We start from the raw sequence: 26,976 nt of genomic DNA on the forward strand, positions 1-26,976 counted from the left end.
GCCCCTATCACGGCTGGTGGGGGCGGACGGTTCAGGAGCCCCGCCGCGGGTTGACGGTGAAGGCCGGGCTGACGTCGAGGTCGTCCGGCACCGCCAGCAGCTTGCGCAGCAGCGTGCCGGTGAAGTCCACCACCTGGACCTCGTCGGCGTCGTGGTTGTTCTGCTCCCAGCAGTAGAGGTGGGTCTCGTCGTAGAAGCCGAGCACCTTGTCGCAGTCGGAGCTGAACTTACGCACCCGCTTGCCGGTGGCGGTGTCCCAGATGCAGTGGTCGCCGTCGCCGCCGTTCGGGCAGTTGGTGACGAACGTCCTGCCGGAGGGCGAGAAGATGTCCTGCGTGCCGGCCGACAGCGTGCCGATGCCCGGCAGCGAGCGGGTGGCCTTGCCCTCGGCGTCGAAGAAGCGCAGGCCGCGGTTGGTCTCCTCGCCGTAGACGTTGACCGCGCCCGTGCCCTCGGCGTCGAGGCCGAAGGCGGTGTCGCGGACGGCGGTGTCGCTCACGTTGACCACGGTGGCCTTCTGGGCGGCCACGTCCACGAGCACGAAGCCGAGGTAGACCCACTTGTCCGCGCCGGTCTTGCGCTCGATGTTGAGCAGGATCCTCGAACCGTCCCGCGACCAGGCCCTGATGCTGCTGATCAGCGGATCCTTGACCGTCTTGATCGTGACGCGCTCGCCGCTCCGCCGGTCGGTGATGACGACGAAGTCGTAGGAGTCGGAGGTGTAGTCGCGGCCCCGGCCGGCCAGGTAGCGGCCGTCGGGGGAGACCATCGACTCCCAGTTGCCTGCGTACTTGGTGAACGAGCCGGTCAGCGAGCCCCTGGCGTAGTCGGTCCAGTCCTTCTTCTTCTTGTCGTAGACCTCGTAGGAGGTCAGGGTGATGGCGTCGCCGGGGTTCTCGTACAGGTGGATGTCGCCGCCGGGCAGCTTCCTCTCGGTGCCCGTGCGCGGGACGTCCGCGACCTGGGACGGGCTGGGCGCGGCGCTCCGGCTGGAGCGCTCGGCGGTCGGGGAGGTCGTCGTCGGGAGCGCCGTCGTGCGTTCGCCGGACCTGTCCAGCGTGACGATGACGATCACGCCGGCGAGCAGGAGTAACGCGGCCCCCACCGTGACGCCGGCGATCAGCGGGCCGCGGCTCCTGCGCCGCGGCCGGTCGTACATGCCGGGGTAGGTGGGCTGGCCGTACGGCGGGCCGGGCGGCCGCGTCGGCTGCCAGGGCTGGGGGGAGCCGCCGGGCGGCGGCGGCACGGGGCCGGAGTGCGGGTGCGGCACGGGGCCGGAGACCGGGCCGCCGGGGTGGTGGCCGGGCGGCGGCGGGTAGCCGCCCTGGGGCGGGTGCCCGTTCGGCGGCGTCCGGGGCGCGGCCTCGGCGGCGGCCTGGGCGAGGATGCCCGCGTTGGGCGCCGGGTGCTGGAGCAGGCGTATGATCACCTGCTCGGCGGTGGGCCGCTGCGCCGGGTCCTTGTTGAGGCAGGCGGTGACCACGTCCAGGAGCTGGCCCTCCAGCGCGCCCAGGTCGGGCTGCTGGTTGAGGACGCGGTTGATCACGGCGGGCATGGTGTCGCTGCCGAACGGCGCCCGCCCCGACGCGGCGAACACCATGGCGCCGGCCCAGGCGAACATGTCCGCGGCCGGCCCCACGGTGTGCCCCATGACCTGCTCGGGCGGCATGTACGACGGCGTGCCCACGACCATGCTGCTGATCGTCGAGGTGGCGTTGAGCGCCCTGGCGATGCCGAAGTCGATCACCCGCGGCCCGTCCGCGCCGATGATGACGTTGGCCGGCTTGAAGTCGCGGTGCACGATGCCGGCCTGGTGGATGGCGGCCAGGGCGGTGGCCGTGCCGATGGCCAGCCGGTGCAGGACCGAGCCGGCGCGCGGCCCCTCCTCCTGCACCACGCGCTGCAGCGAGGGCCCCTCGATGTACTCGCTGACGATGTACGGCCGGTCCTGCTCCACGCCGGTGCCGAGGACGGCGGCCGTGCAGAACGGCGCGACCTGCTGGGCCACCTGGACCTCGCGCAGGAACCGCTCCACGCTCACGGCGTCGCCGGACAGGTCGGGCCGCAGCCACTTGACCGCGACGCGCGTGCCCGAGGAGTCCTCGGCGAGGTAGACGACGCCTTGACCGCCCTCGCCGAGCCGGCCGAGGAGATCCAGGCCCCCGAGCCGTTGCGGATCTCCGGGACGTAGCGGAGCGAAGGATGCCATGTAGGGATTCTGGCGCCAGCCCACGAATCCGCAAAAACTACCCGCGGGTAAGCCTGCGGAATATCCTTCTGCCATGCGCGCCACCGCCACCGGCAGGACACAGGACATCATCTCCCCCTTCACCGGAGAAACCATTGCCGAGCTGCCGATCAACGACGCAGACGACGTCAGGCTGGCGTACGCGCGGGCCCGCGCCGCCCAGGCCGCGTGGGCGGCCAGGCCCGCCGCCGCGCGCGCCGAGCCGTTCCTGCTCCTGCACGACGCGATCCTCGACCGGCGCGAGGAGATCCTCGACCTCGTCCAGGACGAGACCGGCAAGGCCCGCAAGCACGCGATGGAGGAGGTGCTCGACGTCGCGGGGTGCAGCCTCTACTACGCCCGCCGCGCGGCCCGCCTGCTCGCCCCGGCCCGCCGCCAGGGCATCTTCCCGGTCGCCACCCGGGTGAGCGAGCTGCGCCGGCCCAAGGGCGTCGTCGCGGTGATCTCCCCGTGGAACTACCCGCTCTCGCTCGGCGTCACCGACACCGTCCCCGCCCTGCTGGCCGGGAACGCCGTGGTCCACAAGCCCGACACGCAGACCGCCCGCTCCACGCTCTGGACCCTCGATCTGCTCACCGAGCTGGGCCTGCCCCGCGAGGTCTGGCAGGTCGTGCTGGGCGAGCCGGACGACCTCGGCGACGCGCTGCTGGACGGCGCCGACTACGTGGCCTTCACCGGCTCCACGCGGGCCGGCCGGAAGATCGCCGAGGCGGCGGCCAGGCGGCTCATCGGCTGCTCGCTGGAGCTCGGCGGCAAGAACCCGATGCTGGTGCTCGACGACGCCGACCTCGACGTCGCCGTCCAGGGCGCGCTGCGCGCCTGCTTCACCAACGCCGGCCAGCTCTGCCTGTCGGTCGAGCGCCTGTACGCGCACGAGTCCGTCTTCGACGACTTCGCCCGCCGCTTCGTCAAGCAGGTCAAGAACCTCAAGCTCGGCGCCGGCCACGACTGGTCGGTCCAGATGGGCTCCCTGACCTCGCGCCGCCAGCTCGACGCGGTGGCCGCCCACGTGGACGACGCCCTCGCCAAGGGCGCCACGCTGCTGGCCGGCGGCCGGGCCCGCCCCGACCTCGGCCCGCTGTTCTACGAGCCGACCGTGCTCACCGGCGTCACCGAGGCCATGCGGCTGTGCCGCGAGGAGACGTTCGGCCCGGTCGTGGCGCTCTACCCGTTCGCCACCGACGACGAGGCCGTACGGCTGGCCAACGACACCGACTACGGGCTCAACGCCTCCATCTGGACCCGCGACCTGGCGCGCGGCCGGGCGCTGGCCGCCCGGATCAAGGCCGGCACGGTCAACCTCAACGAGGGGTACGGCTCCGCGTACGCCTCCTACGACGCCCCGATGGGCGGCATGAAGGCGAGCGGCCTCGGCCGCCGCCACGGCGCGGAGGGCCTGCTGCGCTACACCGAGTCCCAGACCGTGGCGGCGCAGGCCGGCTGGCTGGGCTTCGAGCCGCCGTTCGACCTGACCCCCGAGGCGTGGGCCGGGTTCCTGGCCGGCACGCTCAAGGCGATGCGGAAGCTGCGCATCCGGTGAGCGCGCCCGGCTTCGACGTCATCGTCATCGGCTCCGGGTTCGGCGGCAGCGTCGCGGCGCTGCGCCTGGCCGAGAAGGGCTACCGGGTCGGCGTGCTGGAGGCGGGCCGCCGCTTCGACGCCACCACGCTGCCGGCCACGTCCTGGCGCGCCCGCGACTTCCTGTGGGCGCCCTGGCTGGGGCTCAAGGGCATCCAGCGCATCCACGTGCTGCGCGGCGAGCGCGGCACGGGCGTGATGGTGCTGGCGGGCGCCGGGGTCGGCGGCGGGTCCCTGGTGTACGCCAACACCCTGTACGAGCCGCTGGACCCGTTCTTCGACGACCCCCAGTGGGCGGGCATCACCGACTGGCGGGCGGAGCTGGCCCCCCACTACGACCAGGCCAAGCGCATGCTCGGCGCGGTGGTCAACCCCACCTTCACCCGCGCCGACGAGATCATGACCAGGGTCGCCGAGAAGATGGGCGTGGCCCACACCTTCCACCTCGCGCCCGTCGGCGTGCACTTCGGCCCCGACGGCGTGGACCCGTACTTCGGCGGGGCGGGCCCCGCGCGGCGCGGCTGCATCCAGTGCGGGGAGTGCATGACCGGCTGCCGCCACGGCGCCAAGAACATGCTCACCGAGAACTACCTGTACCTCGCCGAGCGGGCCGGCGCCCGCGTCCACGCCGAGTGCACGGTCACCTCCGTGCGCCCCCTGCCGTCCGGCGGCTACGAGGTGCTCGCCCGCCGCACCGGCTCCCTGCGGCAGCGCCGCGTGTTCACCGCCGCCCAGGTGGTCTTCGCCGCAGGCACGTACGGCACCCAGCGCCTGCTCCACAAGCTGCGCGACGACGGCGTGCTGCCCCGGCTCTCGCCCCGCCTCGGCCGGCTCACCAGGACCAACTCCGAGGCGCTGCTCGGCGTCGAACGCATGGAGCGGCACGGCGACAAGCTCAACACCGGCGTCGCGATCACCTCCTCCATCCACCCCGACGCCGAGACCCACATCGAGCCCGTCCGCTACGGCGACGGCTCCAACGCCATGGGCCTGCTGCGCACCCTGCTGGTGGACGGCGGCCAGAACCGCCGCCGCGCCTTCGCCCGTGAGGTCGCCCGGCAGCCGCTGCGCGCGCTGCGCCTGCTCGACCTGCGGCGCTGGTCCGAGCGGACCGTCATCGCGCTGGTCATGCAGGCCAAGGACAACTCGATCACCGTGCGCCGCACCCGCTGGGGGTTGCGCTCCTCGCGCGGCCACGGCGAGCCCAACCCGACCTGGATCCCGGCCGGGCACGAGGCCGTGCGGCACGCCGCCGCCGAGCTCGGCGGGGTGGCCGGGGGCACCTGGCTCGACCTGTTCGACATCCCGACCACGGCCCACTTCCTCGGCGGCTGCGCCATCGGCGACTCGCCCGCGACCGGCGTCATCGACCCCTACCACCGGGTGTACGGCCACGAGGGGCTGCACGTCGTGGACGGCTCGGCGGTCTCGGCCAACCTGGGCGTCAACCCGTCGCTCACCATCACCGCCCAGGCCGAGCGCGCCCTGTCCCTCTGGCCGAACGCGGGCGAGCCCGACCCCCGGCCGCCGCTCGGCTCGCCGTACGTCCGGCTCGCCCCGGTCCGCCCGCGCCGCCCGGCCGTCCCCGCCGGCGCTCCCGCGGCCCTCCCGCCGGAATAAGGTCGACGCGCCCGGCGACTACCCGATCGGCGACGACCACCTGACGCTGACCAGCGAGGACGCGGTGACCGCCGCCGAGATCCTGGGCGCCCGCCGCCTCCACCTCCTCGCCCCGGGCGAACGGACGTCCCTCTGAGCCGCCGCCTCTGACAGGGTGGGAGGGTGAGCTGGAACACCACCGCCCTCGGCGTCCTGGCCCCCGGCCCGCCGACCCCGCTGATCGACCTCCCGGTCGCCGCCCCCGGGATCAGGCTCCTCCTCAAGGACGAGTCGCGGCAGCCGACCGGCAGCCTCCGGCACCGCCACGCCAGAGCCCTGTTCCGCCAGGCCATCGCCGACGGGCTGGTGGGCGAGGGCACGATCGTGGTGGAGGCGACCGGGGGCGACGCGGCCGTCGCGCAGGCGTGGTTCGCGCGGCGGCTCGGGCTGCCGTACATCGTGATCATGCCCGGCGAGCGCACCGAGGCCCGGGCCCGCCCGGTGGAGGCGCTGGGCGGCGAGTGCCGCTTCGTCACCCCGCCCCTGGCCATCTACGACGCTGCCCGCGCCCTCGACGGCCACTTCCTCGACCAGTTCGGCCGCGCCGCCCCACACGACCTGGCGGAGGAGCTGTTCGCCCAGGTGCGGCCCGACTGGGTGGTGACGGGCGCGGGCACCGGCGCCACCTCGGCCACGCTGGGCCGGTGGATCCGCGACCACGCCCTGAGCTGCCGCGTCGCCGTCGCTGACCCCGAGAACTCCGCCTACTTCCCCGGCTGGACCCTCGACGCCCCTGACTACGCCACCGGCATGCCCTCCCGGATCGAGGGCATCGGCCGCCCCCGAGTCGAGCCCGGGTTCCGTCCCGACCTCGTGGACCTGGTCATCCCCGTCCCGGATGCGGCGAGCGTCGCCGCCGCCCGCCGCATCAGAGAGCTCACCGGCCTGCCCGCCGGCGCCGCCTCGGGCACCGCCCTCTGGGCGGCCCTGGAGCTGGCCGGGCGCATGCACGCGCGGGGCGAGAGCGGCACCCTCGTCGCCCTGCTCGGCGACGCCGCCGACCGCCACCTGGCGACGTACCACGACGACGCCTGGACGGCCGCGAAGGGCCTCGACGTGGAGCGGCACACCGGCGAGCTGCGCCACCGCACCACCGCCTGACCTCCCGCCGGGCGCCGGCGGTCAGGTCAGGGGGTGGCTGACCCAGACGTTCGGCTCGACGTAGACCGCGTGGTCCTCGCCGGGGTGGCAGCGGACGGGGGCCAGCGCGCCCGGCACCTCGACGTCGCCGGGGCGGTCGAAGGGCAGGCCGGTCCACGACCGCCACTCGGCCAGCGTGCCGGCCACCACCATCGAGCGCGGCGCCACCTTGACGATCTTGCCGCCGGCCCGTACGTGCACGCGCAGCCAGGCGTCGTGCGGCAGCCCGTCCTCGCGGGTGCGCCAGGCGTACTCGGACATCGGGGTGCGGGGCTCCAGGTGCTTGCGGTTGGGGCGGACGGGGGCGACCAGCTCGGTGAAGCCGAGGCGGGCGGCGTGGTCGCGCATCGCGCCCAGCATGACCGACGACAGGCCCTTGCCCTGCTGGTCGCGGCGGACGCTGATCTCCAGCGCGGAGATGCCGTTGGGGCTCTGGCCGCGCTCGCGGGCCAGCCAGCCGAGGCGGATCACGCCGTCCCAGCCGTCGTCGGGCAGCTCGGCGGCCTCCGACCGGTACGGGATCATGCAGGCCCGCGCCACCGGCCGCCCCGGCTCGGCGTCGTCGTCGGCCACCAGGACGTACCCGGCGTACGTGGTGTCGGTGAAGGGATAGAACAGGTCGGCGAGCGGATCGTTGAGCATGAACTCCGGCCACGTGTGGTCCATCGTCCACAACGCCGGCGCGAACTCCGGCCGCTCGGCCAGGGTCGTGATCTCAAGGGCCATGCCGGTCATTGTCACATCGCGCCAGGCCCGGGAGCACCCGCCGGAGGGTGCGCTAGCGTCGGCCCATGACGGAACTCAACCCCAGGCTGCGTGCGGTCGCCGACCTCATGGTGGCCGAGGCGCGCGAGGGCGGCGGCCGGCACGAGTACGACGGCCGCGTCCAGGACCTGTCACCCGAGGGCGTGCGTGCCGGGCTGGCGCGGCTCGGCGAGGGCGCCGCGCCCGACGACCCGCACGACGCCGAGCACCTGCGGGTGTTCGAGGAGAGCCTGCGTTTCCAGTTCGGGGAGCTGGAGATGCACAGGAAGAACCCGCTCCTGCACCTGTCCAACCTCGAACTGGCCTGCTACGACCGCGACTACGGCCCCGAGGAGGAGCGGGCGCGGGCCAGGGCCGCCCACCTCGCCCTCTGGCCCGCCGCCGTGGACGCCGCGATCGCCTCGCTCGACCAGGTCAGCGCGCCCGTCGCGCGGTCCCTGACGGGCGCGGTCAAGGGCCTGGCGGCCGGCGTCACCGACGAGGCCGCGCTGGCGGCGCACGGCCGGCTCGTCGCCCACCTCGAACGCGCCGCCGCCGAGGGCGACCCCGACGCCTCCCTCGGCGCGGACGCGCTGGCCAGGCTCATGGGCACCGCCGAGGGCCTGCCGGTGGACCTGGGCCGGCTGGCCGAGCGCGCCGACGCCGAGCGCGACCGGCTCATGGCGCTGCTCGCCGAGTCCTGCGCCAAGCTGGGACGCTCCGGGCAGCCGCCGCTGGAGGTCGCGCGGGAGCTGGTCAAGGAGCACCCCAGCGCGGACGAGGTCATCGAGGCGGCCCGCGCCGGCACGGAGAAGGCCATCGCGTTCACCCGGGAGAAGGACCTCGTCCCCTACCACGACGGCGAGTGCCTGGTCGGCCCGGCTCCGGAGTCGCGCCGCTGGGCGATGGCGATGATGGCCTGGAACGCGCCGGGCGAGCCGGAGGGCCCGTCCTGGTACCACATCACGCCGCCGGACCCGTCCTGGCCGGAGCGGGAGCAGGAGGAGTGGCTGGAGGTCTTCAGCCACGCGACGCTGCCGGCGATCAACGTCCACGAGGTCGCGCCGGGGCACTTCTCGCACGCGCGGGCGCTGCGCCGGGCGCCGTCCGAGGTACGCAGGCTGCTGATGTCGATGGCGTTCGTCGAGGGCTGGGCGCACTACGCCGAGGAGTTGTGCGTCGAGGAGGGGTTCGAGCCGGACGACCCGCGCTTCGAGATCGGCGTCTGGCTGGAGGCGCTCATCCGCGTCACCCGGCTGGCCTGCGCGATCGGCGTGCACACCGGGCAGATGACGGTCGAGGAGGGCGCGCGGCGCTTCGAGTCCGACACCCACCTGGTCGGCCCGGCGGCGCTGTCGGAGGCGCGGCGGGCCACGTTCGACCCGACGTACGGGCGTTACACGTGGGGCAAGCTGCTCATCCTCGACCTGCGCGAGCGGGCCCGCGAGGAGTGGGGGGCCGGTTTCAGCGTCCAGCGCTTCCACAAGGCGCTGCTGGACCTCGGCTCGCCGCCCCTGGGACTGATCGGCGCGGTGCTGTAGCGTCGGGCGGGTGCGGGAGCTCGCCGGCAAGGTGGCGGTGGTGACGGGCGCGGCCGGCGGGATCGGCCGGGCCCTGGCGCTGCGGTTCGCGGCCGAGGGCACGGTGCTCATGCTGGCCGACGTCGATCACGGCGGGCTGGCGGAGACGGCCGCGCTGGCCAGGCAGGCCACTCCTCGGACGGGCTCCCCGCCCGTCGAGGTGCTCACGCAGATCACCGACGTGTCCGACGCGGCGGCCGTCGCCCACCTGGCCGACCGCTGCTTCGGCGAGCTGGGCGCCGTCCACGTCCTGTGCAACAACGCCGGCGTCTACCAGGGCGGCCACATGTGGACGCGGACCGTGGAGGACTTCTCCTGGCTGCTCGGCGTCAACGTGTGGGGCGTCCTGCACGGCATCCGGGCGTTCGTGCCGCGCATGATCGAGCAGGGCGGCGAGGGACACGTCGTCAACACCGTGTCGGTGGCGGGGCTGTCGGTCGCGGCGGGATCGGGCGGATACGCCGTCACCAAGCACGCCGCCCTGGCCGCCTCCCTGGCGCTGGCCCAGGACCTGGCCGCCACGGGCGCCAGGCTCCGGGTGACCGCGCTGTGCCCGGGCGCGGTGCGCACCGGGATCGCCGACTCGGCCCGCACCCGCCCGCCCGCCCTGGCCGCCACGCCCAGCCAGGACGAGCTCGACGCCCGCGACCGCGTCGTCAGGCGGGCCGGGCGCGGCATCGACCCCGCCGAGGTCGCCGAGCTGGCGGTGGCGGCCATCCGCGAGGAACGTTTCCTCGTGCTGACCGATCCGGGGCACGCCGACGGCCTGCGCCGCCAGTACGAGACCCTGCTCTCCGGAGACCTGCCGTCCCCTCGGTGATCACCAGTGGCGTTCGTGGGCCAGGACGCGGGTCACCTCCCCGCCGGGCCGCACCAGCAGCCGCACGCAGTCGCCCGGCAGCACGTCCTTGTAGTCGCCCGGCTCCACCGCGTACGCGACGGCCTGCTCCGAGCGCCCGTCGTGCAGCGCGACGTAGTGCCTGTGCCGCTCGGCGTCGTACCAGCGCCTGACGACGTGCCCGGCCACCTCCCGGCGCCCGGCCGCGCCGGACCCGGCGGGCTCGATCCGGCCGCCCTGCCAGCCGCTGCCCGTGAAGATCCACTCCTGCTGGTGGGCCGGCGGGACGGCGTCCGCCGCGACCCGCCGCCCGCGCTCGGTGAGCAGGAACCCCCGCCCGCCCAGCAGCAGGCTCCCGCCCGCCACGAACGACACCATCGTCGCGATGCCCCCCAGCCACGACACCCCGGCCCGGGAGACGGTGGCGAACCAGGGGACGACCAGCGCGACGGCCAGCACCACCGGCACGATCATGCTGGGCCAGCGCCGCCGGGCCAGCCCGAGGCCGATCGCGTGCTCCCTGACCAGCGGCATGAGCTCGCTCTCCAGCTCGGCGCCGTCCGGCATGAGGTCCACGACCCGCGCCCGCGCGGCGCCCGCCAGCCGCTCGCGCACCCGTTCCAGCACCCACCGCTCGTACGGCGCGGGCGGCGCGGGCGGCGACTCCTCCACAGCGGGGACCGATCCGGCGGCGGGCGACCCCGCGGGGGCCGGGCCGGCGGCCGACAGGGAGAGCCGATCGCCCTCGACCGCCGCCCAGCCCCGCTCCGCCAGCTCGAACAGCGCCGCGTGGAACACCTCCTGCGCCCGCGCCCCCCGCAGCAGCTCGGCCACCGCCTGCGGAGGCGGCGGCGGCCCGGCGGGCGGCGGGGCCCCGGCAGGCCGCCCGCGACCGGCCACCTTGACGGCGGCGGCCAGCGTGGCGACCCAGAGAGCCCAGGCGGTCGCCGGCCAGACAAGATCCATCGTTCTGTGTTAGCACGGGAGCCGGTGCCAGGCCAGGCGTAATAACAGGGACCGATAGACTGGGGCCACCGCACGTCGCCTATGGGGGGTTCTCTCGGTGTCAGAATTCGACACGGTGCTGGTGGTCGACTACGGCGCGCAGTACGCGCAGCTCATCGCCAGGCGGGTGCGCGAGTGCCACGTCTACTCCGAGATCGTCCCCTCGACGATGCCCGTCGAGGAGATGATGGCGAAGAACCCCAAGGCGATCATCCTCTCCGGCGGCCCTTCCTCGGTCTACGCCGAGGGCGCGCCGCCCGTGCCGCACGGCCTGTTCTCGACCGGCGTGCCCACGTTCGGCATCTGCTACGGCTTCCAGGCCATGGCCCAGGCGCTCGGCGGCGAGGTCGCCCGCACCGGCGTGGCCGAGTACGGCGGCACCGACCTGGAGGTACTGGACGAGGGCGTGATCTTCGCCGGGCTGCCGGCCAGCCAGCGGGTGTGGATGTCCCACGGCGACAGCGTGGCCGCCGCGCCCGAGGGTTTCCGGGTGACCGCCTCCACCGGCGAGACGCCGGTCGCGGCCTTCGAGCACCCCGGCCGGGGGCTCTACGGCGTGCAGTTCCACCCCGAGGTGCTGCACTCCGAGCACGGTCAGGCGGTGCTCAAGCACTTCCTCGACGCGGCCGGCTGCCGCCCGTCCTGGACCATGCTCAACATCGTCGAGGAGTCCGTCGAGGCCGTGCGCCGCCAGGTCGGCGACGGCCGGGCGATCTGCGCGCTGTCCGGCGGGGTCGACTCGGCGGTGGCCGCCGCGATCGTCCAGCGGGCCATCGGCGACCGGCTGACCTGCGTCTTCGTCGACCACGGCCTGCTGCGCAAGGGTGAGGCCGAGCAGGTCGAGCGCGACTTCGTCGCCGCCACCGGCGTCAGGCTGCGCGTGGTCGAGGCCGCCGAGCGCTTCCTCAAGGCGCTGGAAGGCGTCAGCGACCCCGAGGAGAAGCGCAAGATCATCGGCCGCGAGTTCATCCGCGTCTTCGAGGACGAGCAGCGCGCCATCATGGCCGACGGCCCGGTCGAGTTCCTGGTGCAGGGCACGCTCTACCCCGACGTCGTGGAGTCGGGTGGCGGCACCGGCACCGCCAACATCAAGTCCCACCACAACGTCGGCGGCCTGCCAGAAGACCTCCGGTTCACGCTGGTCGAGCCGCTGCGCACGCTGTTCAAGGACGAGGTGCGCCGCGCCGGCGAGGAGCTGGGCCTGCCCGCCGCGATGGTGTGGCGGCAGCCGTTCCCCGGGCCGGGGCTCGGCATCCGCATCGTCGGCGAGGTCACCCGCGAGCGCCTGGAGATCCTGCGCGAGGCCGACGCGATCGCCCGCGAGGAGCTGTCCCGCGCCGGCCTCGACCGGCAGATCTGGCAGTGCCCGGTGGTGCTGCTGGCCGACGTCCGGTCGGTGGGCGTGCAGGGCGACGGCCGCACCTACGGCCACCCGGTGGTGCTGCGCCCGGTCACCTCCGAGGACGCGATGACCGCCGACTGGGCGCGGGTCCCGTACGACGTGCTCTCCCGCATCTCCACCCGCATCACCAACGAGGTCCGCGAGGTCAACCGGGTCGTCCTCGACGTGACCAGCAAGCCCCCGGGCACCATCGAGTGGGAGTGAGCCGCCGCCCCGTGGCTCAGGGCAGCGGGCGGTCGCTCAGCTCGCAGCCGCGCGGCCGCTTCGGCCGCTCGTCGCGCCACCCGGCGCCGTCCGCCCACGCCCTGTAGCTCATGAGCGTGCCCTCGGCGAGCCCTTCCGCGCGCTCGGCGGCGATCTCCACGTGGGCCGGCACGGTGCCGGTACGCGGGTCGAGAACGGTGGCGAACCGCTCGGCCACCTCGCCGTCGGCGCCGAACTCGGCGGTGAGGCCCTCGCTCTTCACGAACGTCACCGCCAGCCCCGGCCGTCCCAGCGGGTCGGTCGGGCCCACCACCTTGCTCGCCGGCAGCCCGGCGAGCAGGCGCAGGGCGGCGGCCCGCACGGCCGGAGCGACCGGCATCTCCCGCAGCAGGCCCGCGTCTCCTCCAGGGGATTGGCGCCGCCGAGCGCCTTGCGCAGCTGCTCGCGGGCGCGGTTGAGGCGGGAGGCGACGGTGCCGGCCGGAATGCCCAGCGCCGCGGCGTCCTCGGACAGGCGGCGGGCGATGTACCGGTGGATCCAGCTCGGGTGGCACGGCCATGCGGGCATCCCTAGCGTCGGAGGAACGTGAACGCCCCTTCTTGCCCGGAGCCCCGTCATGCTTTCACGCCCCGCCGTACCGCCGAAAAAATTGTTCGGCCCCCTGCGCATATCCCTGAGAATGGAGGGAAGAGACTTTGGCTCTGCGCCACCTCCGCAACCAGGTCGGTGTCGGGACGCCTGAGGCGCCGGTCGGTGCGGCAGGCATCTGGCGCGGGCGGGAAGGAAGACACGCCAGTATGGCCCAAGCTGGTGAGCACAACGGCCGGCCGCCGCTGGTCCTGCTCGTGGAGGACGATCCACAGGACGCGCTGATCGTCGGTGAGCTGCTGGAGGACAGCGGCCTGACCGTACGCCTGGAGTGGGCGCGCTCGGTGAAGGAGGCGCGCCAGGCGCTGGTCCGGCTGCGGCCCCAGTGCGTGCTGCTCGACCTCGACCTGCCTGACGCGTTCGAGTTCTCGGCGCTGTCCGCCGTCCTGGAGGAGGCCGGCGACGCGGCCGTCGTGGTGCTGACGGGCCTGGCCGAGGAGCAGGCGGGCCTCGCCGCGGTGACCGCCGGCGCCCAGGACTACCTGGTCAAGGGCCGGGTGGAGGCCGAGTGGCTGGGCCGGGCGCTGCGTTACGCCATGCAGCGCAAGCAGGCCGAGCAGGCGGCGGTGGCGCTGCACGCCGAGCGCGTCCGGGCCAAGGAGAACGCCCGCCTGGAGCGCGGCCTGCTGCCGACCCCGCTGCTGCAGACCATGCCGATCCAGGTCGCCTCGCGCTACCAGGCCAGCCGCGGCTCCCTCACCCTGGGCGGCGACTTCTTCGACGTCGTCGAGTCCGACGACAAGGTCGTCCACGCGGTCATCGGCGACGTGTGCGGCCACGGCCCCGACGAGGCGGCGCTCGGCGTCTGCCTGCGCATCGCCTGGCGCGCGCTGGTGCTGAGCGGCGTGACGGGCAGCGCGCTGCTGCGGCAGCTCGAACGCATCCTGGACGCCGAGCGCTCCAGCCCCGAGATCTTCGTGACGATGACCACGCTCGTGCTGGAGCCCGACCAGCGCACGGTACGCGTCTGGCGGGCCGGCCACCCCGGCATGCTCCTGCACACGCTTGACGGGGTCGAGCTGGCCGACCCGGCGCAGGGCCCCGCGCTCGGCCTGCCGATCGAGTTCGACTGGGAGCAGCACGTCATGGAGCTGCCTCCCGGCGGCGGGCTGACGCTGTTCACCGACGGCCTGTTCGAGCGCCGCCTGCCGGGCGAGCCGGCCCGCTGGCTGGGCGAGGAGGGCCTGCTGGAGCTGGCCAGGCGGCGGGCGCACCTCGACGGCGAGGCGTTCCTCAACGCGCTCGTCGAGGACGTCGAGACCGCCGCCCCCGAGACCGCCGCCGACGACCTCGCCGTGGTCCACCTCCGCTGGAAAGACGAGCTGTGAACAACACTTCAGAGAGCGGCTGGCGCCGCCTGACGATTCACGGCTGGTTCGTGGCCGTGCTCGCGGTCGTCACGGTCCTGGTGATCACCTGTGCCGTGGTGGGCACGATCATGCTGGACCGCACCGCCCGCCTGTCCGACCAGCTCACCGAGCGCATCTCGCCGGCCAGGATCGAGGCCGCCCAGCTGGAGAACGCGCTGCTCAACCAGGAGACCGGCGTCCGCGGCTACCTGCTGTCCGGCCGGCGTGACTTCCTGGACCCGTACACCCTGGGCGTGGGCGCCGAGCAGCGCAGCGCCGACCGGATCGCGTCCCTCCTCCAGGAGCGCCCGCGCCTGGTCGCCGACGTGCAGGCGGTCCGCGTCGCGGCCGAGGCGTGGCGGCGCGACTACGCCCGGCCCGTCATCGCCGCCAAGGAGTCCGGCGGCGCCGTCCCCTCGGGCGACGAGGGCGGCAAGCGCACCTTCGACGTCGTCCGCGCCCGGCTCGACCAGCTCTCCACCGAGCTGTCGCAGGCCCGCGCCGCCGAGCGGGCCGAGCTGCAGCGGGCCGAGCGGATCCGCAACTGGGCCTTCGTCGCCATGCTGGTGCTGTTCCTGCTGGCCGGCGTCTCGATGACGGTGCTGCTGCGCCGCGCGGTCGGCCGCCCCCTGGACGAGCTGCGGGTGGCCTCCCGGCACATCGCGACCGGCGACTTCGACCATCCCATGCCCGCGCGCGGCCCGGCCGACCTCCGCGAGCTCTCCCGTGACCTTGACCTGATGCGCGCCAAGCTCGTCCGCGCGCTGGAGGAGTCCAACGAGGCCCAGGGCCGGCTGCGCGCCCAGACCGCCGACCTCGACGCGCAGGCGGTGGAGCTGCGCCGCTCGAACGCCGAGCTGGAGCAGTTCGCGTACGTGGCCTCGCACGACCTGCAGGAGCCGCTGCGCAAGATCGCCACGTTCTGCCAGCTCCTGCAGAAGCGGTACGGCTCGGTGCTCGACGAGCGCGGCACCCAGTACATCCACTTCGCGGTGGACGGCGCGACCCGCATGCAGGTGCTCATCAACGACCTGCTGAGCTTCTCCCGGGTGGGCCGCATGTACGACGACCGCAAGCCGGTCGAGCTGGGCGAGGCCCTCGACAAGGCCCTCGACGACCTGTCCACGGCCATCGAGGAGTCCGGCGCCCGCGTCGAGCGCCCGGCCGGGCTGCCCACCGTGATCGGCGACCGCACCCTGCTCGGCCTGCTCTGGCAGAACCTCGTTGGCAACGCCGTCAAGTTCCGCCGTCCCGGCGAGGCGCCGGAGATCCGCATCGAGTGCGGGCGCGGCGACGAGGGCGAATGGCTGCTGTCGGTGTCCGACAACGGCATCGGCGTCGAGGCCGAGTTCGCCGAGAAGATCTTCGTCATCTTCCAGCGCCTGCACAGCCGCGAGACCTATGGTGGCACCGGCATCGGTCTGGCCATGTGCCGGAAGATCGTCGAGAATCACGGTGGCCGCATCTGGCTCGACACCGATTACACCGGTGGCACCCGGATCTGCTTCACTTTGCCCGACACTGGTTCCGACACCGTTTCCGATGCCGCCACCGCCACTGCCACCGCCACTGCCACTGCCACCCAGGAAAGCAGCGCATGACCACTCCGCAGGCCATCGAGGTGCTTCTCGTCGAGGACGATCCCGGCGACGAGCTGATCACTCGCGAGGCGTTCGAGGACAACAAGATCCACAACAACCTCCACGTCGTCAGGGACGGCCTGGAGGCGCTGGACTTCCTCTACCGGCGCGGCGGGTACGCCGACGCGCCCCGCCCCGACCTCGTCCTCCTCGACCTCAACCTGCCGAAGTACGACGGCCGCCAGGTCCTGGAGAAGATCAAGGGTGACCCGGAGCTGCGCGCGATCCCCGTCGTGGTCCTGACGACCTCCTCGGCGGAGGAGGACATCCTGCGCAGCTACGACCTGTTCGCCAACGCGTACGTGACCAAACCCGTCGATCTGGACCGGTTCCTGACCGTCATCCGCCAGATCGACGAGTTCTTCGTCACGGTCGTCCGCCTGCCCGGCCGCCAGCGCGCCGTGGGCACGCACGACGACGTCTGAGCGGCGGGGCCGAGCCGGCGCCGGGCCGGTGCCGGGCCGGCCGCTATGCCGCCGGCCGGTAGGACGACGGGCCGGTCCAGGTGCACGCCCGGGTCTCTTCGAGCAGCAGGTCCACGACGTCCGACAACCGCCCCTCCCGCTCGAACGCGCGCCGCTGCCGGGCGGCCGAGCTGCCCCGGGCCAGGGCGTCGCGGGCCAGGTTGGAGATCAGCTCCCAGTCGCCGGTCTCCTCCAGCTCCGGCCGCAGCCCGTCCACCAGGTTCATGAACACCTCGGCGGCGGCCCGCGGCACGCCCTCGACCGGGTCGACGAGGTCGCCCTCCAGCCCGGAGCGGGTCGCCTGCCAGGTGGCGGCGCGTACCGGTTCGAGCTGCATCTCCCGGTGCGGGTCCCGCCGCACCGCCGCCAGCTCCCGGGTCACCAGCGCCCGGAACAGCCCGGCGATGAGCACGATGTCGTCCACGCGGGGGCAGGAGTCGCAGACCCGCAGCTCCACCGTGGGCACGTGCGCGGACGGCCGCACGTCGAAGTAGATCATGCCGGGGTCGGTGATCGTCCCGGCCTGGATGAGGTTGTCGATCATGCGCTCGTAGTCGGCGGCCGACTCGTACTTGGCCATCGGCCCGGACGTGGGCCAGCGCTGCCACACGAGCGTGCGGTAGCTGGCGTACCCGGTGTCCTCGCCGAACCAGAACGGGGAGCTGCACGACAGCGCCAGCAGCGGCGGCAGCCACGGCGTCACGCTGTGCGCCACCGCCGTCGCCAGGTCCTTGTCCTCGACCTGCACGTGCACCTGCGTGCCGCAGATGAGCTGCTCGCGGGTGAGGAGCTGGTAGTCGTCCAGCATGCGCTCGTAGCGCGGGTCGTCGGAGATCTTCATGCTCGACTTGTCGGCCAGCGGCACGGTGCCGGCCGCCACGATGCCCAGGCCCAGCTCCTGCCCGGTCTGGATGACCATGTCACGCAGCTCGCAGAGGTCCTTGGCGAGATCCTCCAGCCGGGCGAACGGCTCGCTGTTGGCCTCGACCGTGGAACGCTGCAGCTCCTTGGAGAAGCGGCTCTGGGGGAGGGCTTCGAGCAGCGGTCCTGAACGGGTGGACAGGTACTTGGTGCGGAGATCCACGACGTGGAACTCCTCCTCGACACCCACCGTCAACGGTCCTGTCCAATCTGCCATGATGTCTCCCGCCTCTACGCCCGGTTCAGAGAGGGGTTCTCTTTCCAGAAATGAGGCTTTTGCACCTGGTCAGTACGCGAGCCGGCCGCGACCACGCCGCCCGCCGGGCCAGAGCCCGCGAAAGCCGCCACGCGCCGGCCGGCAGGAGCGGCACCAGCAGCGCCCCGATGGGGATCGGCGAGGCCATGTAGCGGAAGTCCTGGGCCGAGATGTTGGCCAGGACCGCGAGCTGCTGCCCGGCGACCACGGCCGCCACCCCCAGCACGTACCGGTTGCGCCGGGCCACCGCCCCCAGCGCCACCGCCAGGTACGACAGGTACGCCCACGACGCCCCGCGCCACAACGCCCAGTCGTACTCGGGAGCCAGCGACCCCGTCAGCCACGGCTCGGCCACGTGGTACAGCTCGTGCGACAGCGGCCGCAGCGAGTACACCCACCGGCCGGGGAAGTCGGCCACCTTGCCCGGGCCGACGTAACTGTCGGCGGTCGGCCGCAGCGAGAGGCGGTACGTCGAGCCGCCCGTCATCAGCGGGTCGCCCACCGGCCGCCACGCGATCGACCCCCGGCACAGCCGGGCGTCCACGATCAGCCGGGGATCCTCGGTCAGCAGCCGCCTCCACAGGCCGAGCAGCTCGCCGGCGTGCGCGTCGGCCTGCTGCCAGCTGAAATCCTTGCGCCAGATCAGCGTGTTGATCGTGTAGCAGGTGCCGCCCCACCACCAGCGGTCCAGCGGCGCCACCGACTCCAGCAGCGCCCGGTCCCGGGTGCCGAAGAGCCGCGGCCGGTCGCGGAAGGCCACCGCGATGTCGCCGAACGCGGTGTGGTAGACGTACGTCTTGGCCGGCGCCACGATGCCGACCTGGGGGAGCACCACGTTCGTCAGCACGAGCGGCAGCGCCGCCGTCACCGTGCCCACCAGCAGCAGCCGCACCCGCGCCGTCCGTACGACGACGACCAGCGCGACCACGGCCACGCCCACCACCAGGAAGCCGTTCGCCCGGAACAGCCCCAGCGCCAGCATCAGCGCCCCGAGCCCGGCCAGCCCGAGCCCGGTCACCCGCCGCGCGGCCGCGAACCGCGCGCACACGCCCGCGATCGCCACCGCGCAGATCGTGAACGGCACGTCCTTCCACAACGTGACCGTGAACGCCCCCACGGGCGGCGCCAGCGGCATCAGCACCGCCACCACCGTGGTGAGCCGGCGCGGCGCGCCCAGCGCCTTCAGCGACTGCGCCAGGAACGTCAGCGCCCCGGCCATGGCCGTGGTCTGCGCGAACGTCACCGCGCCCAGGTCACCGGTCTCGGTGAAGCTCAGCCACAGGATCGCGTCGTAGAGCACCGAATGGTCGCTCACCCACGGGCCGACCACCGTGTGGCTGAGGTACAGGACCGAGTCGCGGCTGAACAGGCCGGGGTAGAAGGCCGCCCACCAGCATCCGAGCACCGCCTGAACGGCGAGGAAGGTGGCGAGCGCCGCCCACGGCCCCCTCGGCCTGGTCACGGTCGTCACCGTGGCGTCGCTCCCCATGACTCTCGCAATCCCGGGCCGGGTGGCCGGCTCCTCCTAGGGGTAGCTCACTCCGGACTTCGGGCCTTTGCCGCGCAGCAGCGTGGGCACCGTGACGAGATGGTAGCCCTGCTTCTTCAGCTCCATGAGGATGTCCGGCATGGCCTTGACGGTGGCCGGCACCGTGTCGTGCATGAGGATCACGCCGTCGCGCCTGGCCAGCTTGAGGACGGTCTTCTTGATCTTGGCGGCGTCCTGGAGCGACCAGTCGAGCGTCGTGCCGCTCCACAGGACCTGCGCGAGGTTCGCCTCGTCGGCCGTGCGCAGCACGCGCTCGTCGGTGTGCCCGTACGGCGGGCGGAACATCGTCGGCCGGTAGCCCGTGGCCTTCTCGATCACGGTCTGGGCGACCCGGATCTCCTGGCTGATCTCCTCGTCGAGCAGCCGGGGGAGCGAGGTGTGCGAGTAGGTGTGGTTGCCGATCGCGTGCCCCTGCGCCAGGGTCTGCCTGGCGATCCGCGGGCGCTGCTCGACCTTCTTGCCGACCAGGAAGAACGTGGCCTTCGCGCCGGCCTTCCGCAGGGTCTTGAGCAGGGCCGGCGTCTGCGGGCCCGGGCCGTCGTCGAAGGTCAGCGCCAGGCATTTCACCCGCGCGCAGTCCACCGGCGCCTGCGCGGACGCGGCGGGGGCGGACGCGGCGGCCGCGGCCGGAGCGGCGGCCGGGGCGGCGGTCAACGTCAGGGCAGCGGCGAGGAGGGCATGAGTCACCACGGGGTAAAGAGTAAAGCCAACACCAAGTGCCCGTGATCCGGGCCTCACCCGTCCGTGACCCGAGCCTCACCAAACCGTGACCCGAACCCGCCGCACCCGCTCCGCCCGCCGCGCCCGCTCCGTCCGCCGCGCCCGCTCCGTCCGCCGCGCCCGCTCCGTCCGCCGCGCCCGCTCCGTCCGCTCCGCCCGCTGTGTCCGGCGGGCGCGGTGAGCCCGCGTCACCGGCCCCGGCGGGCCCGCAGGAAGAGACTCACCCCCCGCAACGACCTGACCGGCAGATACCGCTCGGCCCGCACCACCGCCGACAGCCCCGCGTTGACCAGCAGCGGCATCTCGTGCAGGTCACTGCCCACCGAACGGCGGCGGCGGTGCCAGGTGACCAGCGGCCGCAGCAGCACGTTCCAGCTCCAGATCCGGTCCACCTCCAGCCCGGCCTTCTCGACCACGACGGTCAGCGACTCCCGCCGGTAGCGCCGCAGGTGCCCCACCGCGTCGTCGTGCGCCGACCACAGCGTCATGTCGCACGGCACCGCGATCAGCGCGTGCCCGCCCGGCGCCAGCACCCGGGCGATCTCCTCGGTGACCAGGTGGTCCTCGCGGATGTGCTCCAGCACGTCGAACGCGGTCACCAGATCGACGCTGCCCGACTCGAACGGCAGCGCCCGCGCGTCCGCCCGGACCGCGTTGACGCCACGCTGCCGCGCGACCTCCAGGGCCGCCTCGCTCGTGTCGGTGGCCGTGGCGTCCCAGCCCGCCTCGGCCAGCACGCGGGTGTTCCCGCCGCCGGCCGCGCCCACGTCCAGGGCCACTCCGGGCCGGCCCAGCTCGCGCAGCTCCCGGCGCAGGATCGCCCGCCGCTCGCGGTACCACCAGTGGCTGTCCTCGAGCGCGATCAGCCGGCGGATTTCCTCGGTCTCCATCGTGTGTCTCAATTTCTCGTGAGGGGTGAAGCGGTGACACGGATCACCATGAGCAGGCAGTAGGCGGCCACGACCGCACCCACCTCGGCCGGCCGCCCGGCGCGGGGCGGCAGCAGGTGCAGGGCGGCGGAGGTGAGCGCGTAATTCGCCGCGACGAACACGACCGCGCGGAAATGCGGGGAGGTACGCCGCACGCCGCCCGTCCGGCGGCCCGCCGCCGCACCGGCCATTCCGGTCAGGACGAGCGCGCACATATTGGCTGGAACGGGTTCCTGGATTTCGCGCAGCGGCAAATAGAACAACGCGTACAGGAGGACGGAGCACAATACGTAGAGCGCGACGGAGAACCCGCCGCCCGCCACCGCCCCGAACCTGGCGGGCCGCGCGGCCCACGCCGCCCGCCCGGACTGCGGGGGCTGCGCCGCCCGTGCCGCCCGTGCCGCCCGTCCGGGTTGTGGGGGTTGTGCCGCGCGGGCCGCCCGTACGGGCCGTGCCGTTCGTACGGACCGTGCCGCTCGCGCGGGGCGTGCCCGGCCCAGGACCGCGTCCGGGTGCCGTGGCATCGGCTCCGGGCGGGCGACCGGCACCCGGGCCCGCCCCGCCGCCATCGACCACGCGACCCTGGCCAGCCCCTTCAGGTCGTCGATCGCCGTCCTGACCACCCGTACGCGCGAGTCGGCGTCCTCGATCCAGTCCACCGGCACCTCGTGGACGCGCAGCCCGTTGTGCTCGGCCAGCAGCAGCAACTCGGTGTCGAAGAACCAGCCGTCGTCCTCGACCTTGTCCATGAGCGGCCGCACCACGCCTGCCCTGGCCGCCTTGAACCCGCACTGGGCGTCGCTGAACCCGGCCCCGAACCCGTGCCTGAGCAGCGCGTTGTAGGCCCGCGAGATCACCTCGCGGCGCACCGAGCGGTGGGTACGCGCGCCGTGCCCCAGCCGGGTGCCGATCGCGATCTCGGAGTGCCCGCTCGCCACCGCCGCGACCAGCGGGAACAGGGCGTCGAGATCCGTGGACAGATCGACGTCCATGTACGCCACGATGTCGGCCTGGCTCTCCTGCCAGGCCGCCCGCAGCGCCGCCCCCCGCCCGCGCACGCCGATCCTGCGCGCGTACACCCGCTCGTGCTCACCGGCCAGCCTGGTCGCGGCCGGCCAGGTGGCGTCGGTGCTGCCGTTGTCCACGATCGTGATGCGCCACGGCAGCGGGAAACCGTCGTCGAGGAAAGCGGCCAGCGTGCGTACGCAGCCGGGCAGGGCGCGCTCCTCGTTGAGCACGGGGATGACGATGTCGACGCTCGCCGGCCGGGCCGCCGTGTCCAGGACGCGGGGGGTCGGCTGCGTGGCGGCGCGCGTGTCCATCGAGCTCCCTGATCTCTGCCTGTGGCCGTCGTTCAGGGAAATGGTGATGTGACGTGCGGCGAGGCGTCCGCGTTTTCTGTTCGCCATTCCGTGAGCTGGAAATACTTTTACCTCGGAACGAGCTCGTGAACGGAAAACTCTCGGTTCCGGAACCGCAGGGCGGCATATCCATCGAGTTTGCTGTCATTCCTGCTCAAAAGCCACCGGACGCCATAAACGCGGGCAAGTTTCTGGACGTTCTCCCTTGTCGGCGCGGCGAACACCGCGTCATTGGCCGCCAGCCGTGCCCCGTCCGCGAACGGCACCTCCAGGTACGACCCGCCGAACAGCCTGGTCCGCGACAGCGTGCTCTCGGCGTACGCCCACCCCTCCACGAGCACCCGCCGCTCGCTGAACCCCGCCACCCAGTAATGCCTGCTGTCGCACGCCGGCGCGGTGACCGGCCGGCAGTGCAGATCGGTGGCCACGACGTCGCCGGGCGCGGAGTGCCCCCGTATCCACCGGGCCGCCTCCCGCCCGCCGCGCGGGACCTCCCGCTCCCGCAGGTCCGGGCCGGGCACCACGTGCTCGACCACTTCCCGTACGGACGCCGGCACTCCGTACCCCGCCATCAACCCGGCCACGGCCAGCACCGCCCCGCGCCGCCACACCACCAGAGCGACCACCGCCAGCACCAGATAGGGCCCCACCACCCATCCCAGCACCCCCGCCCCCGGCCGCACGGCCTCCACCGTCGGGAGCGCCCCCGCCTCCGGCCGTACGTGCTCCGCCACCAGGAGCCCCCCCGCCCCCGCGACCACCCACGCCACCACGGCCCCGACCCCTGCCCACGCGACCATCCGCCCCATGCCCGCCCGCGCCCGCCAGGCCGTCACCACCCCGCACACGGCCGCGACCGACAGGTAAGGCCGGACACTCTCCAGGAAGTAGAGCTGCGACTCCGCCGGATGCCCGAGCACCAGAACCGCCCCGATCCCGGCACCCCCCATCCCCACCAGCAACGACCACGGCGGCTCCCACACCCGCCGCCCCAGCCCGGCCACCCCGCCCCACACGCACGCCAGGCAGAACAGGTGCACGCAGGCCAGCACCGCCACCGGAGCGACCGGGACCGCCGCCAGCTCCGGCGGCCGGATCCCCGCCACCGCCCCCCAGAGCCCCCGCGCCGTCGCGAGTGGCGCGACCACCGTCCCCTGCCCCCCGCTCCGGAACACCACCACCTGCGCGACCACCAGGAACCCCAGCACGAGCGCCGCCGCCCCCAGCCACTCGCCCGGCACCCGCCGCTCCACCACCCACCGCACCACGGCCACCAGCACCAGCCCGGCCAGCAGCAGCGGCAGGAAGGTGGCCTTGGCCCCGGTCAACGCCGCCAGCAACAGGCCGAGCGCCACCCAGCTCCGCCCCCGCACCCGCCCCACCAGCAACAACACCACGGGCGCGAACAGCAGCCCGCCGAACGTCTGCGTAGGGCTCGCCCAGGCGGTGAACATCGACCGCGACGTGAAGACCACGCCCTCCCGCAACACGGGCCCGAACAGGAAGTACGTCACCCCGACCGCCGCCGCCCCGGCCCCCCAGCCACCCCCGACCCGCCGCCCCAGCACGGCCACCAGCACCACGAGCGCGGCGGTCATCGGCAACGTGGACAGCCGGTAGACCAGCGTGACCGGCTCGATCCCGGTCACCCAGCTCGTCGCCGCCATCTCGGCGTGCACGAACCAGTGGTAGGACAGCGGCTCGCCCAGGACGGACGGGAACGTGGGCGGCACCTGCCGCTTGAGCTCCCCGACCAGCGCCAGGTGATAGGGCAGGTCCACGTACGCCCGGCCCACCGGCACCCGGTAGAGGAACAGGGCACTCCACACCACCAGATACCCGACGACCCCGGCCAACCCCCACGCACACCAGCCCGGCACCCTCTCCCGCCCCGCGCCCGCGCCCATACCGCTTCCGGCAACACCCGTACCCGCACCCGCGCCCGCACCGCTTCCGGCAACACCCGCGCCCCGCCAGTGCCGCCGCAACCGGGGGACGGCCACGAACGCGCCGACCACCACGACCGCCGGCCCGATCACCAGCACCGGCACCCCGGCGGCCCTGGCCGCGAGGTAGGCCGGCACCTCCACCGCGTACCCGAGCGCCAGCCCGGCCGCGACGTCCTCGGCCACCGACCGCCCGCCACCGGTCAGCGCCCGCCACAACAACACTCCCGGCAGCGCCACCCCACCCCCGAGGTACGCCCCGAACGCGAGAAGATCCCGCCCGGAGACCCCGCACCACAGGAACACCCCGGCCGCCCCGGCGACCACCACCAGAGCAGGCAGCCACCCGCGTCCGCGCGCCCCCGGCCCGGCCTCTTCCCGCTCGACCCCGGGAACCCCGGGGACCCCGCCCGTCATCGGACGACGGTCACCAGCCGCGTGAACTCGACCGGCAGGTCAACCCCGTCCCAGACCCGGTCGAAGCTGAGCGCGCTCCCCACCGGCACCATCCGGTCGACCCCCCGCCCGCCCAGCCGCCGGGCCAGCTCCTCCAGCTCCTCCCGCCCGAACCCGAAGTGCGTCATCGTCTGATCCCGCCGCTCCACCACCGCGGCCAGCTCCGCCAGCGCCCCGATCCGGCAGTGCACGAACGTCCCGGCCCCCAGCCACCGCCTCGGCAGCGGCACCCCGTCCGCCAAGGTCACGTTGGCCAGCGCGTTCCCCCGGAACTCCACGCTCTCGGCGACGCCGTCGGCGGCCAGCCCGTACGTGGCCACCCGCTTCTCCACCGCCATCCCCGCGTCCCCGCCCCACCCGCGCCGGCCGAGCACCCGCGTCACGTGGTCGGTGAAGTCGGCCCGCGCCGTCTCGCAGTCGCCCTCCGCGCCCACCCAGAACACCGTCCGCGGCGACGAGCAGGCGGCCTGGTCGAACCAGTAGGTGTCGTTGACGAACCCCTCCGCCACGGTCACCCGCGCGTCCCGGGGCGCGCACGACCACGCCGCCGCCCGCACCACCGCGAACGACGAGCGGTCGGGAAAGGCGAGGTCCCGGGCGTGCGGCGCGAGCGGATGCCGCCGCACCTCCCGCACCGTACGGTCGCCGCCCCACACCACCCGCAGGTCGCACGCCGCCGACAGCGCCGACGTCACGGCCTCGCGGGACCGGTCGTAGGAGACGATCCGCTGTGTCTCGCCCACGACGGGATCGGCCTCGGCCAGCGCCTCCCGCAGCGTCTCCACGATCACGTCGGCGACCGCCCCGGCCCGTGGCGAGAGCCGCACGACGTTACGATTGCCCATCAACGCGGACAGGGCCCACGAGTAGACGAAGACGGTGTCCACGTTCGCCGGCGGCACGTGGAAGACCAGGCCGCGCGGCACCCGCACTCGCGCCCCCGCCAGCGCGTCCACGGTACGGGCCAGCTCGCTGGGCCGCAGGAAGAACCCGAGGGACCCCAGCTCCGGATACCGCCGCGCCAGCGTGGGCCGCAGCAGCCGCTTCCCGAGCGCCGCCAGGAACCCGCGCACCCGCTCGTCCCCGACCTCCAGCCCAGCACCGGGGGAGCGCCGGTCCCGCAGCCCGTGGAGCAGCACCTCGACGGGCACGGCCTCCACAGCGGGAAACCGCACCCGCACCACACACCCGCCCTCGCTCCCGTGCCCGTCATCGGGAGCGGTGGCCGTCACGGCATCCAGCCCTTCGCCCGTCATCAGCCCTGCCCGAAGGTGTCACTACAGCCGCGCACCTCAGCCCGCGGCAGCCTGCCGAGCACCTCGAACCGTTTCCCCGGCCACGCCCCGTCATCGACCCCGCGCACCACGCCCAGGTCCTCGGTGAGCAGCACGTGCCCGGGATAGGAGGCGGGCAGCGTGCTGACCACCTCGACCAGCCCTGGCACACCGGGCGGCGCCTCCTCCCAGGTCTCCGGATCCCGGATCACCACGTCGGCGAAATCCGGGCAGTAGAGCCCGTCTCCCTCGGGCCCTTCCAGGAAGATCGTCCCGATCTGCTCGACCATCCCGTAGAAGTTGTGGATCAGGACGAGCCCGCACTCCGCCCCCAGCCGCCGCCGGAACTCGGCGTTGTCCACCGCCTGCTCGGCCAGCCGCTTCCATCCCCCCGAGTGGACGAGCACCCCCTGCGACAGGTCCACCCCCAGGTCCAGCAGGTAGAGCCACACCATGAACGTGAACCCGAACACCAGGAACCGCCGCCCGCCGTGCCGGGCCAGGAACCCCTTGACCGCCTCGGCGTCCACCCGCCCCTGCTCGTCGAGGACGAACGTGTGGTCCCTGCCGAAGTTCATCATCCCGAGCACCCCGGCCCCGCGGGCGCTGAGCGTCGCGCTGCGTACCACGGTCCGGCTGTCGACCACCAGCATGGGCAGCCGCCGCTCGCCCAGCACCACCTTGAGCGTCGCGGCCAGCATGCGCGTCTGCGCGGCCGCCGCCTCCCGGTCGAGGTAGATCCGGCTCGGCCGCTGCCCGGTGGTGCCGCTGGAGGTGAGCACCCGGAACACCCGCTCCCGCGGCACGCTGCGCAACTCGTGCGTCTTGAACAGCCGCACCGGCAGCCACGGCAGGTCCACCAGCCGCTCGTACGGCGGCCGCGCCCCGATCGCGTCGAGGATCCGCCTGTACGGCGGGCACGCCTGCCGGTGCCACGCGGTCAGCTCGGCCAGCTCCTCGACGAGCCGCGCCTCGCGCTCCTCCTCGCGCAGGCTGAAGACGTTCATGCCGGGCCCTCCACGCTCCCGAGCCCTGCTCCCGCCGCCTCCGGCGCCGAGGCCGCCG

General features: G+C 73.7%; 21 protein-coding genes and 1 pseudogene. 9 read left to right on the forward strand and 13 right to left on the reverse strand.

Features of this window, described 5'->3' with window-relative positions; genetic code table 11:
- Positions 1 to 31 precede the first annotated feature (31 nt).
- Complete coding sequence (locus tag AB0H75_RS00460) at positions 32 to 2,209, reverse strand: protein kinase (protein WP_367787737.1); 2,178 nt, start codon at positions 2,207 to 2,209, stop codon at positions 32 to 34.
- Between the two features lie 73 nt (positions 2,210 to 2,282).
- Here AB0H75_RS00460 and AB0H75_RS00465 point away from each other — a divergent pair, with 73 nt between their 5' ends.
- The 3 genes from AB0H75_RS00465 to AB0H75_RS00475 all read left to right on the forward strand — a co-directional run bounded on the left by AB0H75_RS00465 (position 2,283) and on the right by AB0H75_RS00475 (position 6,586).
- The gene (locus tag AB0H75_RS00465) at positions 2,283 to 3,788 is read left to right on the forward strand and encodes a succinic semialdehyde dehydrogenase (protein ID WP_367787739.1); all 1,506 of its coding nucleotides are present in this window, start codon (positions 2,283 to 2,285) and stop codon (positions 3,786 to 3,788) included.
- Positions 3,785 to 5,446, forward strand: a complete 1,662-nt coding sequence (locus tag AB0H75_RS00470) for an FAD-dependent oxidoreductase (RefSeq protein WP_367787742.1) — start codon at positions 3,785 to 3,787, stop codon at positions 5,444 to 5,446. Before AB0H75_RS00465 ends, AB0H75_RS00470 begins: the two co-directional genes overlap by 4 nt.
- A 162-nt stretch (positions 5,447 to 5,608) precedes the next feature.
- The gene (locus AB0H75_RS00475; protein WP_367787745.1) at positions 5,609 to 6,586 is read left to right on the forward strand and encodes a PLP-dependent cysteine synthase family protein; all 978 of its coding nucleotides are present in this window, start codon (positions 5,609 to 5,611) and stop codon (positions 6,584 to 6,586) included.
- A 21-nt stretch (positions 6,587 to 6,607) separates the two neighbouring features.
- On the opposite strand, the gene AB0H75_RS00480 is transcribed toward AB0H75_RS00475, so the two are convergent.
- Positions 6,608 to 7,351 (reverse strand): N-acetyltransferase, encoded by a 744-nt coding sequence (locus tag AB0H75_RS00480; protein ID WP_367787748.1) that lies wholly within the window; start codon positions 7,349 to 7,351, stop codon positions 6,608 to 6,610.
- Between the two features lie 65 nt (positions 7,352 to 7,416).
- Between AB0H75_RS00480 and AB0H75_RS00485 the strand changes: the two genes are divergently transcribed.
- Together AB0H75_RS00485 and AB0H75_RS00490 are read left to right on the forward strand one after the other, a co-directional pair.
- A complete protein-coding gene (locus tag AB0H75_RS00485; RefSeq protein WP_367787750.1) occupies positions 7,417 to 8,910 on the forward strand; it encodes a DUF885 family protein in 1,494 nt (497 codons plus the stop codon).
- Between the two features lie 10 nt (positions 8,911 to 8,920).
- Positions 8,921 to 9,769, forward strand: coding sequence for an SDR family NAD(P)-dependent oxidoreductase (locus tag AB0H75_RS00490; RefSeq protein ID WP_367787753.1), 849 nt, complete (start codon positions 8,921 to 8,923; stop codon positions 9,767 to 9,769).
- On the opposite strand, the gene AB0H75_RS00495 is transcribed toward AB0H75_RS00490, so the two are convergent.
- Positions 9,770 to 10,753 (reverse strand): hypothetical protein, encoded by a 984-nt coding sequence (locus AB0H75_RS00495; RefSeq protein WP_367787756.1) that lies wholly within the window; start codon positions 10,751 to 10,753, stop codon positions 9,770 to 9,772.
- 97 nt (positions 10,754 to 10,850) lie between these two features.
- Here AB0H75_RS00495 and guaA point away from each other — a divergent pair, with 97 nt between their 5' ends.
- Positions 10,851 to 12,398, forward strand: coding sequence for a glutamine-hydrolyzing GMP synthase (gene guaA, locus AB0H75_RS00500; RefSeq protein WP_367787759.1), 1,548 nt, complete (start codon positions 10,851 to 10,853; stop codon positions 12,396 to 12,398).
- A 16-nt stretch (positions 12,399 to 12,414) separates the two neighbouring features.
- On the opposite strand, the gene AB0H75_RS00505 is transcribed toward guaA, so the two are convergent.
- Both AB0H75_RS00505 and AB0H75_RS00510 read right to left on the reverse strand, forming a co-directional pair.
- Positions 12,415 to 12,777, reverse strand: a complete 363-nt coding sequence (locus AB0H75_RS00505; protein ID WP_367787762.1) for a hypothetical protein — start codon at positions 12,775 to 12,777, stop codon at positions 12,415 to 12,417.
- Between the two features lie 20 nt (positions 12,778 to 12,797).
- A pseudogene (locus tag AB0H75_RS00510) lies at positions 12,798 to 12,908 on the reverse strand (RNA polymerase subunit sigma-70); the annotation flags it as partial.
- 287 nt (positions 12,909 to 13,195) lie between these two features.
- Between AB0H75_RS00510 and AB0H75_RS00515 the strand changes: the two are divergent.
- From AB0H75_RS00515 to AB0H75_RS00525, 3 genes are read left to right on the forward strand one after another with little or no spacing between them, the layout of a single operon-like run.
- Positions 13,196 to 14,374 (forward strand): PP2C family protein-serine/threonine phosphatase, encoded by a 1,179-nt coding sequence (locus tag AB0H75_RS00515; protein WP_367787765.1) that lies wholly within the window; start codon positions 13,196 to 13,198, stop codon positions 14,372 to 14,374.
- Positions 14,371 to 15,996 carry an ATP-binding protein gene (locus AB0H75_RS00520; RefSeq protein WP_367787768.1) on the forward strand — a complete coding sequence of 542 codons (1,626 nt, stop codon included), beginning with the start codon at positions 14,371 to 14,373 and terminating at the stop codon, positions 15,994 to 15,996. Before AB0H75_RS00515 ends, AB0H75_RS00520 begins: the two co-directional genes overlap by 4 nt.
- Positions 15,993 to 16,460 carry a response regulator gene (locus AB0H75_RS00525; protein ID WP_367787771.1) on the forward strand — a complete coding sequence of 156 codons (468 nt, stop codon included), beginning with the start codon at positions 15,993 to 15,995 and terminating at the stop codon, positions 16,458 to 16,460. The genes AB0H75_RS00520 and AB0H75_RS00525 overlap by 4 nt, the downstream gene beginning before the upstream one ends.
- 43 nt (positions 16,461 to 16,503) lie before the next feature.
- Here AB0H75_RS00525 and AB0H75_RS00530 read toward each other — a convergent pair whose 3' ends face one another.
- From AB0H75_RS00530 to AB0H75_RS00565, 8 genes are all read right to left on the reverse strand, one after another.
- Positions 16,504 to 17,637, reverse strand: a complete 1,134-nt coding sequence (locus AB0H75_RS00530) for a glutamate--cysteine ligase (RefSeq protein WP_367787774.1) — start codon at positions 17,635 to 17,637, stop codon at positions 16,504 to 16,506.
- 25 nt (positions 17,638 to 17,662) lie between these two features.
- On the reverse strand, positions 17,663 to 19,138 hold the full coding sequence (locus AB0H75_RS00535) for a hypothetical protein (RefSeq protein WP_367787776.1): 1,476 nt from the start codon (positions 19,136 to 19,138) through the stop codon (positions 17,663 to 17,665).
- Positions 19,139 to 19,201: 63 nt separating this feature from the next.
- Positions 19,202 to 19,915: a polysaccharide deacetylase family protein gene (locus AB0H75_RS00540; RefSeq protein ID WP_367787778.1), complete on the reverse strand. Its 714-nt coding sequence runs from the start codon at positions 19,913 to 19,915 to the stop codon at positions 19,202 to 19,204.
- Positions 19,916 to 20,133: 218 nt separating this feature from the next.
- Entirely contained in the window at positions 20,134 to 20,835 is a 702-nt protein-coding gene (locus AB0H75_RS00545) for a class I SAM-dependent methyltransferase (protein WP_367787780.1), read from the reverse strand.
- A gap of 8 nt (positions 20,836 to 20,843) precedes the next feature.
- The gene (locus tag AB0H75_RS00550) at positions 20,844 to 22,196 is read right to left on the reverse strand and encodes a glycosyltransferase (RefSeq protein ID WP_367787782.1); all 1,353 of its coding nucleotides are present in this window, start codon (positions 22,194 to 22,196) and stop codon (positions 20,844 to 20,846) included.
- Positions 22,197 to 22,303: 107 nt separating this feature from the next.
- Positions 22,304 to 24,598 carry a hypothetical protein gene (locus tag AB0H75_RS00555; protein ID WP_367787785.1) on the reverse strand — a complete coding sequence of 765 codons (2,295 nt, stop codon included), beginning with the start codon at positions 24,596 to 24,598 and terminating at the stop codon, positions 22,304 to 22,306.
- Entirely contained in the window at positions 24,595 to 25,893 is a 1,299-nt protein-coding gene (locus AB0H75_RS00560; RefSeq protein WP_367787787.1) for an acyl-CoA reductase, read from the reverse strand. The genes AB0H75_RS00555 and AB0H75_RS00560 overlap by 4 nt, the downstream gene beginning before the upstream one ends.
- Entirely contained in the window at positions 25,893 to 26,918 is a 1,026-nt protein-coding gene (locus AB0H75_RS00565; protein ID WP_367787790.1) for an acyl-protein synthetase, read from the reverse strand. Before AB0H75_RS00565 ends, AB0H75_RS00560 begins: the two co-directional genes overlap by 1 nt.
- Positions 26,919 to 26,976 lie beyond the last annotated feature (58 nt).

Source organism: Nonomuraea sp. NPDC050783 (assembly GCF_040802095.1).
In the GTDB taxonomy this organism is placed as follows: domain Bacteria; phylum Actinomycetota; class Actinomycetes; order Streptosporangiales; family Streptosporangiaceae; genus Nonomuraea.